Annotated in this window: 12 protein-coding genes; 7 read left to right on the forward strand and 5 right to left on the reverse strand. The window is 68.5% G+C overall.

The window, feature by feature from the left end:
• Positions 1 to 141: 141 nt before the first annotated feature.
• Positions 142 to 1,092 carry a cobalamin biosynthesis protein gene (locus tag ACWFRF_RS32825; protein ID WP_378996258.1) on the reverse strand — a complete coding sequence of 317 codons (951 nt, stop codon included), beginning with the start codon at positions 1,090 to 1,092 and terminating at the stop codon, positions 142 to 144.
• 117 nt (positions 1,093 to 1,209) lie between these two features.
• Here ACWFRF_RS32825 and sigJ point away from each other — a divergent pair, with 117 nt between their 5' ends.
• Positions 1,210 to 2,136 (forward strand): RNA polymerase sigma factor SigJ, encoded by a 927-nt coding sequence (sigJ, locus tag ACWFRF_RS32830; RefSeq protein WP_452453996.1) that lies wholly within the window; start codon positions 1,210 to 1,212, stop codon positions 2,134 to 2,136.
• Positions 2,137 to 2,152: 16 nt separating this feature from the next.
• On the opposite strand, the gene ald is transcribed toward sigJ, so the two are convergent.
• Both ald and ACWFRF_RS32840 read right to left on the reverse strand, forming a co-directional pair.
• Positions 2,153 to 3,265 (reverse strand): alanine dehydrogenase, encoded by a 1,113-nt coding sequence (gene ald, locus ACWFRF_RS32835; protein ID WP_379313216.1) that lies wholly within the window; start codon positions 3,263 to 3,265, stop codon positions 2,153 to 2,155.
• A gap of 745 nt (positions 3,266 to 4,010) precedes the next feature.
• Positions 4,011 to 4,781, reverse strand: coding sequence for an MBL fold metallo-hydrolase (locus tag ACWFRF_RS32840; protein WP_379313215.1), 771 nt, complete (start codon positions 4,779 to 4,781; stop codon positions 4,011 to 4,013).
• 71 nt (positions 4,782 to 4,852) lie between these two features.
• Here ACWFRF_RS32840 and ACWFRF_RS32845 point away from each other — a divergent pair, with 71 nt between their 5' ends.
• The 4 genes from ACWFRF_RS32845 to ACWFRF_RS32860 all read left to right on the forward strand — a co-directional run bounded on the left by ACWFRF_RS32845 (position 4,853) and on the right by ACWFRF_RS32860 (position 7,268).
• The gene (locus ACWFRF_RS32845) at positions 4,853 to 5,809 is read left to right on the forward strand and encodes a GlxA family transcriptional regulator (RefSeq protein WP_452453998.1); all 957 of its coding nucleotides are present in this window, start codon (positions 4,853 to 4,855) and stop codon (positions 5,807 to 5,809) included.
• Positions 5,810 to 5,817: 8 nt separating this feature from the next.
• Complete coding sequence (locus ACWFRF_RS32850; RefSeq protein WP_101469311.1) at positions 5,818 to 6,333, forward strand: gamma carbonic anhydrase family protein; 516 nt, start codon at positions 5,818 to 5,820, stop codon at positions 6,331 to 6,333.
• Between the two features lie 115 nt (positions 6,334 to 6,448).
• Positions 6,449 to 6,637 (forward strand): hypothetical protein, encoded by a 189-nt coding sequence (locus tag ACWFRF_RS32855; RefSeq protein WP_378639113.1) that lies wholly within the window; start codon positions 6,449 to 6,451, stop codon positions 6,635 to 6,637.
• A gap of 7 nt (positions 6,638 to 6,644) precedes the next feature.
• Positions 6,645 to 7,268 (forward strand): TetR/AcrR family transcriptional regulator, encoded by a 624-nt coding sequence (locus ACWFRF_RS32860; RefSeq protein WP_379313214.1) that lies wholly within the window; start codon positions 6,645 to 6,647, stop codon positions 7,266 to 7,268.
• On the opposite strand, the gene ACWFRF_RS32865 is transcribed toward ACWFRF_RS32860, so the two are convergent.
• Positions 7,236 to 9,137, reverse strand: coding sequence for an Eco57I restriction-modification methylase domain-containing protein (locus ACWFRF_RS32865; RefSeq protein ID WP_452454001.1), 1,902 nt, complete (start codon positions 9,135 to 9,137; stop codon positions 7,236 to 7,238). The genes ACWFRF_RS32860 and ACWFRF_RS32865 overlap by 33 nt on opposite strands.
• 94 nt (positions 9,138 to 9,231) lie before the next feature.
• Between ACWFRF_RS32865 and ACWFRF_RS32870 the strand changes: the two genes are divergently transcribed.
• Entirely contained in the window at positions 9,232 to 11,055 is a 1,824-nt protein-coding gene (locus ACWFRF_RS32870) for a vWA domain-containing protein (protein WP_452454003.1), read from the forward strand.
• A 114-nt stretch (positions 11,056 to 11,169) separates the two neighbouring features.
• The gene (locus tag ACWFRF_RS32875; RefSeq protein ID WP_449968721.1) at positions 11,170 to 11,865 is read left to right on the forward strand and encodes a nitroreductase; all 696 of its coding nucleotides are present in this window, start codon (positions 11,170 to 11,172) and stop codon (positions 11,863 to 11,865) included.
• A gap of 76 nt (positions 11,866 to 11,941) precedes the next feature.
• Here ACWFRF_RS32875 and ACWFRF_RS32880 read toward each other — a convergent pair whose 3' ends face one another.
• A complete protein-coding gene (locus tag ACWFRF_RS32880; RefSeq protein WP_379318687.1) occupies positions 11,942 to 12,406 on the reverse strand; it encodes a winged helix-turn-helix transcriptional regulator in 465 nt (154 codons plus the stop codon).
• Between the last annotated feature and the right edge of the window lie 101 nt (positions 12,407 to 12,507).

Genomic DNA, 12,507 nt, shown 5'->3' on the forward strand with positions numbered 1-12,507 from the left:
AGCTGGCGGAGATGCGACGAAGGAGCGATTCCGCGGCGCCTGACCGGCGGCCCCTCAGGGCCGCGGACACGCGCGCGCCAGCGCGCCAACAAACACAGCGTCAAACCGTCCAGGACTACCTATCCCCTGTCATCCCCACCACTACCACCCCGCACGCCTACCACCCCGCAGCCAGGCAATCACACCCGCAACCGCAACCGCACCAACCTGCACAGCCCCCGACATCCGCACCGCACGCCGCAGATCCGCGGCAGTGGGCGCCGGCCCGTCACCCAGGGTCGGCCGAAGTTCGGTCCCGTGCCGATACTGCGTGCGTCCACCCAACCCGATACCGAGAGCTCCCGCCATAGACGCCTCGACAACCCCCGCATTGGGACTCGGGTGCCCGGCAGCATCACGCCGCCACGCGCGCAACGCACCCGAAGGTCTCCCGCCGACCAACGGAGCGAGGGCCGCCGTGAGCAGCCCGGTGACCCGGGCAGGAACAAGATTGGCAACATCGTCGGTACGAGCAGCAGCCCAGCCGAACCGCTCGTACCGCTCGTTCCGGTACCCGACCATCGCGTCGAGTGTGTTGACCGCGCGGTACCCCAGCACCCCCGGCACACCCGCGACCGCGCCCCACAGCAACGGCGCGACCGCCGCATCCGAGGTGTTCTCAGCGATGGATTCGAGCGCGGCGCGCGCAAGCCCCTCGGCATCGAGCACCGACGGGTCCCGCCCACACAGCGAAGGCAACAGTTCGCGGGCACCGACGAGATCGCCGGCGTCGAGACGATCGGCCATAGCGTGTCCAGCACGAACGAGGCTGCGACCGCCCAACGCGGTCCACGTAGCCAACGCGGTCAGCAGCACAGCACCACCCGCGCCTCTCCTGCGGGTAGCGAGCGCACCGATCCCGACCACCGACCCGACCGCGATCACCTCGTGCACCACCCCGGCACGTCGATCGTCGGCATAGGTCTCGGCTTCCAATGCCACTGCCGCCGAACCGAACCCGGCTACCGGATGCCACCGCCGTGGATCGCCGAAGACCCGATCGAGCACAAATCCCAGCACCAGCCCGACCGCCGTCGGTGTCCCGTTCCGCACCGGCCGAGGGTAACCCTCGACCCGAATGTCACACCCGCGACCACTGCTTCGTCATCACTGTGACGGCACTTCTAGACTCGCCGGGACCGAGCAAGATCAACCGAACGGGCGCACACCATGACCGCATCGCAGCCTCTCGATCAGGCCGAACTGGCCCGCCGCTTCGAGGAACACCGCCCGTACCTGCGGCGTCTCGCGTACAGCACGCTCGGCAGCATCAGCGACGCCGAAGACGTGGTGCAGGACGCGTGGCTGCGCCTGCAACGGCAGTTCGACGCGGGCAAGGCGGGCGAGATCGACAACCTGCGTGCCTGGCTCACCACCGTCATCGGCCGCCTCGCCCTGGACCAGCTCGGGTCCGCGCGCGCTCGCCGCGAACAGTACGTCGGCGAGTGGCTGCCCGAACCCGAGGTCACTTCCTGGGACGATCCGGCCGACCGCATCTCCCAGGACGAACGCGTCACGACCGCGCTGCTGGTCGTGCTCGAGTCGCTCTCGCCCGCCGAACGCACCGCGTTCGTGCTGCAAGACGTGTTCGGCATGACCGGCCCCGAGGTCGCCGAGGTGGTCGGGCGTACGCCTGCCGCGGTCCGGCAGCTCGCCTCCCGTGCCCGCAAGCACGTCGAGAACGGCACTCCACGTTTTCCCGCTTCGCCCGCCGAACAGGAGAAGGTCGTCTCGGCGTTCTCGCTGGCCTGGCGCTCGGGTGATCTGAGTTCGCTGCTCGGCATTCTCGACGAGAACGTGGTCCTCACCGCCGACGGCGGCGGCAAGGTGCCCGCCATCCGCCAGCCGGTGCGCGGCGCGGAGCTCATCGCGAAGATGCTGCTCGGCTGGTACACCGCCGCGAACGGCTGGGGTCGTGCGGTGCTGGTCAACGGCATGCCGGGCCTGGTCGTCTTCGACGGCACCAACTTGGGCGTCTTCTCGTTCGTCATCGACGCCGGTCGCGTCGTCGCCATCAATGTGGTGCGCAATCCCGACAAGCTGCGCGACCTGCCCATCGACGGCGACCCGGACTGGTACCTGGGCGGCGGCCGGTAGCCGCGACGCGGCCCGGTTACGCGCCGAGGGAATATCCGTGCGCGGCCGCGACTTCGGCGGACAGCAGCTTGCCGTCGACGGCCGTGAGTCCAGCGGCCAGGCCGGGGTCGGCGGCGCAGGCTCCGCGCCAGCCCTTGTCGGCGATCACCGAGGCGAACGGCAGGGTGGCGTTGGTGAGCGCCACCGTCGAGGTGTGCGGCACCGCGCCCGGCATGTTCGCCACGCAGTAGAACAGGGAATCGGCCACGGCGAAGGTCGGATTCGCGTGGGTGGTCGGCCGGGTCGAGGCGAAACAACCGCCCTGGTCGACGGCGATATCGACGAGCACCGAGCCGGGCCGCATGCGCGCGACGAGTTCGTCGGACACGAGTTTCGGCGCTTTGGCCCCCGGCACCAGCACCGACCCGATCACCAGATCCGCGGCGACAACGGCTTTTTCGATCTCGAGCGCATGCGAGGCGAGGGTGCCGACCCGACCGGCGAAGCGAGCGTCGAGCTCACGCAGGCGCGCCAGGTTCGTATCGAGCACGCTCACCACGGCACCCATCCCGACCGCGATACTCGCGGCGTTCGTCCCCGCGACACCGCCGCCGAGCACCACCACATCGGCCGGTCGCACCCCGGGCACACCGCCGAGCAGCACGCCACCGCCCCCCATCGGCGCCATCAGGTGGTAGGCCCCGACCTGCGCGCTGAGCTTGCCCGCCACCTCACTCATCGGTGCGAGCAACGGCAGCGACCCGTCGGGCCCGCGCACCGTCTCGTACGCGATGGCGACAACTCCCGCGGACAGGATCGCGTCGGTGCACTCCTTCGATGCCGCCAGGTGCAAGAAGGTGAACAGCACCTGATCGCGGCGCATCAGTGAGTATTCCCGCGCGATAGGCTCTTTCACCTTCACCACCAGATCCGCTCGTGCCCAGACCTGATCGGCGTCGGCCACGATCCACGCACCCGTGGCGCGGTAGTCGTCGTCAGCGAAGCCGGACCCGGCACCCGAACCGGCCTGCACGAGCACCTCGTGCCCGTGCGCGACCAGTTCGGCGGCGCCCGCTGGGGTGAGCGCCACCCGGAACTCCTGCGGCTTGACCTCCGTCGGCACCCCGACGACTACGCCCGTTCGCGTCATCGGGCAAGCCTAGGACCTGGGCCGGAGCTCAGCCGTCGGCTCGATCGCGTGTCGCGGCAGCGCCGATTACGCCGGGGCTGGAGCCGGCGGGCTGGACGTCGTTTCCGGGGCCGTCGCCGGAACGGTAGTGGTGGTCGGCGGTGCTGTTGTCTGCGTGGTCGTCACCGCGGGTGGCGTGGTGGTCGGGGCGAGGGTCGTCGTGACCGGCGGGACCGTTTCACCACACTCGTTGTGGCCGCAGGAGTCTGTTCCGCAATCCGGGCCGGGCACACAGTTGTACCCGGGCGGGATACCGCATTCGTTGTGACCGCAGGAGTCCGTTCCACACTCCGGCCCCGGTACACAGGTGTACCCGGGCGGGATCTCGCCTTGCGCGGGCGACCCCGGCGCGGCCTGCGTGGGTGAGTGGTAATACGACGACTCCGGCGTCGATCCACCACCCGAACCTCCCGGAACAGTGGATGCCGCGGGCGAACTCGTCGGCGTCACCGACGGCGTCGCGGTGACCGACGTCTTCGAAACCGAAGTCGATCCGGAATCACCGGAGTCACCACCGTCCGACGAACAGGCACCGACAGCGAACACCACCACAGCCATCAGCACACCGAGCGCAATCCGGAACAGGTTGCCCCTCAGTAACTTCCGCAACATGTCTTCTCCTCAGCCCGCGGACCCGCACCTGGCAGGAGCAGGTGCGGGTCGCATGAAAGATGTTAGATAGCAGAACTATTCGTTGAATCGCCGCTCACACGGAAAACATTTCACCTCGCACCGGCACGATCAGCTGATGCGCCCGATCGGCGTAGGCGAAGGTGCGCTCGAGATAGTCCAGCGACTCACTGAAGTGACCCCATCCCTCCGCGTGCACGGCGACGATCACGGCATCGCCGAGCGCCGCGGCGGCCGCGACGGCGGTACGGGCGTTCAACGTGACGTCACTGTCGCCGAAGCGCCCCACATTGGCCCCGCCGATGTTCAGCACCGCGGCATCGATGCGCCCGACCCGCTCGACGATCCGCTCCACCAACTCCACCGAGGCGTTGTCGCCGGACACGTACACCGTGGGCTCGCCCGGCGCGCGCAGCACGAATCCGGTGACCACACCGCTGAGCGGCTCGCATCCCGGCGGCCCGTGCAGTGCGGGCACCGCGGTGACCTCCACCGCGCCGACGGTCACCGTCTCCCACGGCGCCAGGCCGCGCACACCCTCGATCCGGCTCGCGGCATCCGGTGTCGAGAGGACCGTGTCGACCTCGGCGAGAAGCGCACGGCCCGCGGTGTCGAGGTTGTCGGCGTGCTGGTCGTGCGACAGGAGCACGATGTCGATCGTCCCGATCTCCTCGACCGGTACGGCCGGGCCGCTGAGTTTGTGCAGGGTGATCGGACCCGGGTAGTCGCCGGGCTCGTCGAACGTCGGATCGGTGAGCCAGGTCAGTCCGCCGTAGCGGAAACGCAGGGTCGGGCCGCCGATGTGCAGGGCGGCTGCCAGGGCGGGGCGGGTGATCATCTCGGTCATGCCGATAACTTTCGCCGAGCGGGCCACCGCCCGACAGTGGCCTGCAGGCCGTACAACGCTAAGATCGGGCCATGACCTCGGTGGCCGTGATCGCGTTCGACGGAATCAGCCCGTTCCACCTGTCGGTGCCGAGCCTGGTGTTCGGCCGATCCGGTACCGGCGTCGACGACACGTCGCCCTATGACGTGCGGGTCTGCGCCGAGGAACCCGGAACACTGTCCACCGCAGCCGGTTTCGACATCACCGTCCGATACGGCCTCGATACCGTGAGCAGCGCCGACCTGGTGGTCTTTCCCGGATGGGTCCGTGACCAAGGGATTTCGCCCGCGCTGAACGAGGCGGTCCACACCGCCCACGCCCACGGCGCCCGGCTGGTCGGCCTGTGCCTCGGCTCCTGGGCGATCGCGGCGACCGGGCTCGCCGACGGCCGCGAGGTGACCACCCATTGGGCCGCCGCCGACGCACTGGCTCTGGCCTACCCCGACGTCCACGTACGCGCCGACACCCTGTGGAGCGACCTGGGCGACGTGATCACCTCCGCGGGCGTCGCCGCCGCGCTGGACTGCTGCCTGCACATCGTCCGCACCGACCTCGGCGTCCGCGCTGCCACCGAATTGGCACGATCATTGGTCACCGCACCGCACCGCCACGGCTCGCAGGCGCAGTACATCCCGATCGCGGTGCCCGACGACGACCCCGACGACCCGATCGAATGCGCGATGGCCTGGGCTCGCGCCCGCCTCGACACCGCCGTCGACCTCGACCACTGGTCACGCGAGGCGCTGATGTCGCGGCGTACCTTCACCCGCCGCTTCCGCGATCGCACCGGCACCAGTCCCCAGCAGTGGCTCCTGCAGCAGCGCATCGACCATGCCCGGCTGCTGCTGGAATCGACCGACGACACTGTCGACCGGGTCGCCCGCGACACCGGCTTCGGCAGCACGGTGAGTCTGCGCCACCACTTCCACCGGGTGCTCGGCACGTCTCCGGCGGCCCACCGTGCGCAGTTCCGCGGTGCGGCGCAATAATGACGTTCATGATCATCAAGGTGAGCGGGTTCACTCCCGAGATCGACGACACTGCCTGGATCGCGCCGAACGCGACCGTGATCGGGCGGGTGCGTCTGGGCGCCGAGGTCGGCGTCTGGTACTCGGCGGTGCTGCGCGGCGACCTCGAACAGATCAGCATTGGCGCGCGCACCAATATCCAGGACGGCTGCGTACTGCACGCCGACCCCGGTTTCGCGCTCACTGTCGGCACCGGGGTCTCGGTGGGACACAACGCGATTCTGCACGGCTGCACCATCGGCGACGATGTTCTCGTCGGCATGGGCGCGACCGTGCTCAACGGCGCGGTGATCGGCGCGGGCAGCCTGATCGCGGCCAATGCCCTGATTCCCGAGGGCGCGCAGATTCCGCCCGGCTCACTCGTGGCAGGAGTGCCGGGCAAGGTGCGCCGCGAACTCACCCCGGCACAGCAGGACGGCATCAAGCTGAACGCGGCGGTGTATCTGCACAATCTGACCAACCATCGCGACGCCGAGGTGTTGTGACCCGTCACACTGAGCAAGTGACCAGTAGGGAACCCTGATAGCATTTCTCCTGCGTATTGCGTCCGATCATAAGAGTGGCGATCGGCACCGGATACGCGAGGCAGGAGGTATCACGGTGGCTTACGTGCATTCCGGTGTGCGCCGAGCGGCGGGACGGCTCAGCGTGGCCGATATCGCGGCCCAGCCCGGCGGGGTCGAGGCACTCCAATCCCGTGTTCACGAGCTCCGTTCTCGCGGAGTACATTTCGCGGCCAATGCGATCGAGCAGGAGATGGCCGCCTTGGATCTGCCGCCGCGGGGATAATGGGGTAATGCCTACCGTTACGTCGATCCTCGCGCGGATACTCGAAAAGCCTGTCACCGACGGGGAGAAGCTGCTCGACAGCGCGCTGTCGGCATTTCTGGACTTCGGGATCAAGCGCACGAGCATGGGCGAGATCGCGCGGCGGGCCGGCATCAGCCCGGCCACCCTCTATCGGCGGTACGAATCCAAGAACGAGCTGGTCGAAGCCGTCGGCGTGCGCGAGGCGCAGCGCTATGTGGCCGAGATCGACGAGCGGGTGCGCGCGGTGACCGAACCCGGCGAGCAGCTCGTCGAGATCTTCGTCGCCTTCGTCACCACCATCGCCGGCAATGAACTGCTACGCCGGTTGCTCAGCACCGAGCCGGAGATCATCCTGCCCCGGCTCACCACCGACGCAGGGCCCATCCTCGCCGTCGGGCGCGCGTATCTGGCCGAGAAGCTGCGCGAGCTCCAGGTCAGCGCGCCGGTGCCCGAATTCGATCCCGATCTGGTCGCCGAGATCATGGCGCGGCTCGCGCTGTCGCTGGCGCTGACCCCCGACGGACTCATTCCACTCGACGACGCCGAAGCCGGGCGCGAGTTCGCGCGGCGCACGCTGCTACCGATGGTCGGTCTGCGCGACATCCACTGAGACGCCGAAGGCCGCCGCCACCACCTCGTCGATGCCCGAATCAGCCACCGGTACACCGTCTTCCAGCAGGGCACGCACCCTTCGCACGACCTCACCCGCCGCCGGACAGCCAGGATCGGGCACCGGCAGTCGCGCCACGTACTGGGTGATCCAGCGGCGCCTGCCCGAGTACAGCCGGTTGCCGCAGACGGCGTCGTAGAACCGCAGTCCCAGTGCCGAATTCGCCACGCCCATCAGCAGGTACGCCAGATCGATGGCCGCGCGGCCCGCACCGAGATCGGTGAGCGAGATCCAGTAGCAGTCACCGTTGACCACCGCACCCGATCGGTCGAGGGCGAATCGCGGACGTTCACTGATGTCGGGAAACACCAATTTCGGTGCGCCCCAGAGATGCGGACGCTGTGGAACCCAGATCTCGAACCACTTCCGGCCGCCGTCGAGTACGTAACGTCTGCCCGACAGAGCTTGTTCGTGTGATTGTAAATATGCTGCTGCACAAGGGAATTCGGAAAGGTCGATCGGGGTGCGGCGCGGCTGCAGCAGATCGTAGGGATAGAGCACCTTCGTGCCGCGTGCCATCGCGACTCGCCAGGGTTGCAGATCATGGTGAGTGATCAACTCCCGCAGCAGTTCCGGCTCCGGCGTCGGGTCCATCTGATCCCAGCGGTCGGAGATGAACACCCGATCGGCCGTCGTCTTGATCCCCACCCGGATCCGCGCGGCCTCCCCGAACGAGCGCCAGGTGCGATCGGCGATCCGGCCGAGCCAGTGATCGACAGCGGGGCGCGACATGCGCCACGCGGCGTCACCGTGACGGCCGGATCGGATCCCGCCTCGCGGGGCGAGCAGCCCTGCCGGCTCCGCACCCACTGTCGGCGGGGCAGTCACCGTGGCCGACGGCTGCGGCGACCGCACGTCTGTCACAGGCGCACGGGCCACCACGTCGCCAGTCGCCAGCACGCCGACCTCCACCGCGAACACCCGCCCCCCGGCGCCGACTCGGCAGGCATCGTCGCCCGCCAGCGCGTCGAAAAGCTCGGTGGTGCAGTCGGGTTCGATCCCTGATTCCTCATAGACCGAGACATAGCGGCAGTCGGGTGGTCCGGTGGCACGCAGGGCGACGGTGATCGCGGGCAGCACCGCGGCGGCGAAGAGTTTGGTGTCACCGAGGTCGTAGAGCTCGACCGGGGTCAGTTCATCGGTGAGAATTCGGCGCAGGTTCGATCCGGCCCGCGTGGTGAGAAAGCGGTTGGCACAGAGCAATCCGAGCACGCCCCCGGCCCTCAGCAGCCGCGGCGCGACCGCGACGAAGGGATGGGTGAGGTCGATCCGCCCGCGCAGGCCGAACTGTTTGCTCAGCAGCTGAGCGGTCGCTCCGCCCAGCTGCTGGGTCCGGACGTACGGCGGATTGCTGATGATCAAGTCGAAGGAGCCGTCGGCCAGTTGAGCGGAGGCTGCCAGGAAATCACCTGCACGGCAGTCTATTTCGACACCGAGCGCGTCGGCCCGCCCGGCGGTTTCGGCGACCGCCTGTCGATCCAGGTCATATCCGGTGAGGTGAACCGTCACATCCGGTGCGTTCGAAGCGATTTCCCGATGCACCGCCAGCAGCAGCTCGCCATCCCCGCAGGCCGGGTCGAGCACACGCAGCGTCGTGGCGCGTGGCGCGTGGCGCAGCGCCCGTCGCGCCAGGAACCGCGCGAGTTCCGGTGGCGTGTAGTGCCTGCCGTGCCGTTTGCGCTCCTGCGCGTCGCGGGCCTGCAAAGCCATGCGGTCGATTGTGCCCCGGAACTGCCCCGATTCGCCGCAGGCGCGAGCCGCCCCCGAGCGCAACGTCCTCACCTGCCCAAACGTGACCGATGTTTTCAAACGGTGGGCTGCACCACTTCAGCAGGGGTGGAGCGACCACCGAGCGATCGGTAACGTCTGTCCGGTTTCACCCCGCGACACCGAATCTAGGACGATGCCGAGAATCAGCACGCTGACCGCCGCACTCACCGCAGTAGCCCTCACCGTGCTGCCCGCATCGTTACCGGCCATGGCGCAGGCCGACCCCGCACAATACGCGCCGACCATGCTCATCCTCGATGCTTCCGGCTCGATGGAACGGCCCGATCAGGGCGGCACCATGATGGACTCCGCGAAGCGGGCCGTCCGCTCGTTCGTCGCCTCCGCACCCACCGAATCCTCGGTCGGACTCACGACCTACGGCACCGGCACGAGCAATTCCGAGGCGGACAAGGCGGCCGGTTGCCGCGACGTCCAAGTGCTGCAGCAGCCGAAGATCATCGACAAGCCCGCCCTCACCACCGCTGTCGACAGCATCCACGCGCGCGGCTGGACCCCGATGGGCACCGCGCTGCGCCGAGCCGCCGACGCACTGCCCGATTCCGGTCCGCGCTCGATCGTGCTCGTCTCCGACGGTGACGACACCTGTTCCCCGCCCGACCCGTGTGAGGTCGCCAAGGAGTTGAAGCAGCAGGGCGTCGACCTGATCGTGCATTCGATCGGCTTCGCCGTCGACGACAAGGCGCGCGCCCAGCTCACCTGTATGGCGCAGGCCACCGGCGGCACCTACAGCGATGCGGCCGACGGCGCCGCGCTGGAACGCATTCTGCCGCGGGTGAGTACGGCCGCACTGCGCGATTACCAGGCCACCGGCACGCCCATCACCGGCACCGGCAGCATCGGCACCGCACCGCTCGCGAAGCCCGGCCAGTACCTCGACACCCTCGGCCAGCGGGAGAAGCGGTACTACGCGGTCGACGTGCCCGAGGGCGCCACGGCCTACTTCACCGGGATCGTCTCGTTCCCCCGCGGGCGAAGCACCTCGACGACCGAAGACATGAACGCACTCGACCTTCGCCTCTTCGGACGCGAGAGCGTGGAGTGCGGCATTCGCGAGCGTGAACTCGAGACCAGATCGAGCGACGGCGCAACCCTCACCATCGCCAAGGCCTTCGACGGCGCGGCCAAACCGCTGTTCGAGTCCGACAAGTGCACCGGCGCCGGTCGCTACACCTTCGAGCTGACCTGGGATCTGGTGTCGGAGGGCTCCTCCGATCGGTTGCCCGTGGAGATTCTCGTCGGCATCGAACCCGGCGTCACCGATCCCGGCCCGGCGGCCTCGACCACCAAGACCGCGTTCGCCGAACCGACGTCGCCTGCCCGGCCGGTCGGCGGCAGTGGCTCGTTCACGACCGCCGCCACGCTGCCCGGCGGCGGCAGCTACACCGACACCGTGCAGTCGGGCGAGTACGTCTTCTACCGTGTTCGGCTCGAGTGGGGACAGGGCCTGGCCTACCGGGTGCGTTTCGCCGAGACCGGCGGCGCCAATCGCATCGCGGCCTCGAACGTGACGACCACGCTGTACTCCCCGCTCGGCACCGAAATCGGCTCCGACACCAACGCCTATACCGGCCGATCGGGCGCCGAACTTCGCCTGGCATCGGTGCCGGTCCGCTACGCCAACCGCGACAGCTACGACGTTCGCGCGCAGTCGGTGGCAGGTTGGTATTACCTCGCGGTGAAGGTCGGCATACCGACCGGCGCCGACGCTCTGCCCCCGACGCCGGTACAGCTCGACGTCACCGTGGCCGGTGCGGCGGAGCCCGGCCCGACCTATATCGGTGCCAGTGCGCAGCAGGCAGCGGAACAGCCTGTCGCCGTGAGCGGTCCGGCGACGATCGCCCGGCCGTGGGCCTGGTACGTCCTGATCGGGGCGGGTGTAGCGCTGGTCGCCGGCATCGGTATCGCGATCCTGGTCGTCGGCCGCCGACGCGGCTGATCCGCGCCCGCCGGCACCCGAACTCGTGGTGCCGGCGGGTTCCGCGGCAGCGGCGGAACTGCTAGATTCAGTCTCGAAATGAGACCAGTTCTCCGTACCCGAGGGAGCCACGCGATGGCGCAGACCGACCACGACAGCAGCGATTTCGCCACCCTCCAGCGGCTGGCCGACGAACGCTGGAGCTGCCGTCAGTTCACCGCCGAACAGGTCGACCGCGCGACCATCGAACAGCTGCTGACCCTCGCCCAGCGCACGCCGTCGTGGTGCAATACCCAGCCCTGGCAGGTCGTGGTCACCGCGGGCGAGGGCACCCAGCGGTTCCGCAAGGAACTCCTCGACCACATCCAAACCGCAGGCAGCACACCCGATTTCGAGTTCCCCGCCGCCTACGAGGGCATCTACCGGGACCGTCGCCGGGCCTGCGGGTTCCAGCTCTACGACAGCGTCGGCATCGTCAAGGGCGACCACGAGAAGACCATGCGCCAGATGGTGCGCAACTTCGAGTTCTTCGACGCCCCGCACGTCGCCATCGTCACCTCCGAAGCCGACCTGGGCATCTACGGCGCCGTCGACTGCGGCCTCTGGCTCGAGAACTTCCTCCTCGGCGCCCAAGCTCTCGGCCTGGGCGCCGCCCCCCAAGCCGCCCTGGCCTCCTACGCCCCCTTCATCCGCGACTACTTCGCCATCCCCGACACCCGCAAGGTCGTCTTCGGCATCTCCTTCGGCCACCCCGACACCACCCACCCGATCAACGCCTTCCGCACCGCCCGCGCCCCCCTCGACGACCAGGTCACCTGGCACACGTCCTGACCCACCCCGCGGATCAAGATCACCACGCGCTGGTGGCGGCCGGCTCTCGACCGATGCTCGCGTCAGAGCGTGGTGATCAATTGTCCAGCGTGCGCGCGGTCATTCCGGGGCCCGCTTCGGGCTCGATGTCGCGGGCGGTGACGTCGGCCGCGCAGGTGTCGCAGGTCAGGTGGGTGTGGGCTTCGCCGGCGCACCCTCGGTGCCGGTATTCCACCGGTGGTCCGTCTGGTGCCATGTATGTGTCGCCCCAGTCGCGGACAGCCATCAGGATCGGATAGATGGCGTGGCCTTTCTCGGTGAGGCGGTATTCCTCGTAGACGCCGTCATCGGCCGGACGTTTCACCAGGATCTCGTGTTCGACCAGACGATCGAGGCGGTCACGCAGCCGGCTTCGCGAAATACCGAGCGCGCTCTGGAACGCATTGAAACGGCGCACACCGGCGAAACTGTACTTCAGGATCAGCAAGGTCCAGCGATCACCGAAGATCACCAGCGGCCGCGTGATCGAGCACGGGACATCTGCGAGTTCCTCATAGCGCACCCTGCCATTATCCCCCGAACGAGCACGACAGCGGCGCGGTAGACCAGGTTCGACCCCGCACCGACTGCCACCCAGCACGACTTCGGGCCCCGGGATCGATC

Source organism: Nocardia sp. NPDC055165, from assembly GCF_053606985.1.

Excerpts from the sequence above, each read along its gene's own strand:
- ACWFRF_RS32875 (WP_449968721.1), top strand. The coding sequence starts at position 11,170 with ATGGCGCAGACCGACCACGACAGCAGCGATTTCGCCACCCTCCAGCGG.
- sigJ (WP_452453996.1), top strand. The coding sequence starts at position 1,210 with ATGACCGCATCGCAGCCTCTCGATCAGGCCGAACTGGCCCGCCGCTTC.
- ACWFRF_RS32845 (WP_452453998.1), top strand. The coding sequence starts at position 4,853 with ATGACCTCGGTGGCCGTGATCGCGTTCGACGGAATCAGCCCGTTCCAC.
- ACWFRF_RS32870 (WP_452454003.1), top strand. The coding sequence starts at position 9,232 with ATGCCGAGAATCAGCACGCTGACCGCCGCACTCACCGCAGTAGCCCTC.
- ACWFRF_RS32850 (WP_101469311.1), top strand. The coding sequence starts at position 5,818 with ATGATCATCAAGGTGAGCGGGTTCACTCCCGAGATCGACGACACTGCC.
- ald (WP_379313216.1), bottom strand. The coding sequence starts at position 3,265 with ATGACGCGAACGGGCGTAGTCGTCGGGGTGCCGACGGAGGTCAAGCCG.
- ACWFRF_RS32840 (WP_379313215.1), bottom strand. The coding sequence starts at position 4,781 with ATGACCGAGATGATCACCCGCCCCGCCCTGGCAGCCGCCCTGCACATC.
- ACWFRF_RS32860 (WP_379313214.1), top strand. The coding sequence starts at position 6,645 with ATGCCTACCGTTACGTCGATCCTCGCGCGGATACTCGAAAAGCCTGTC.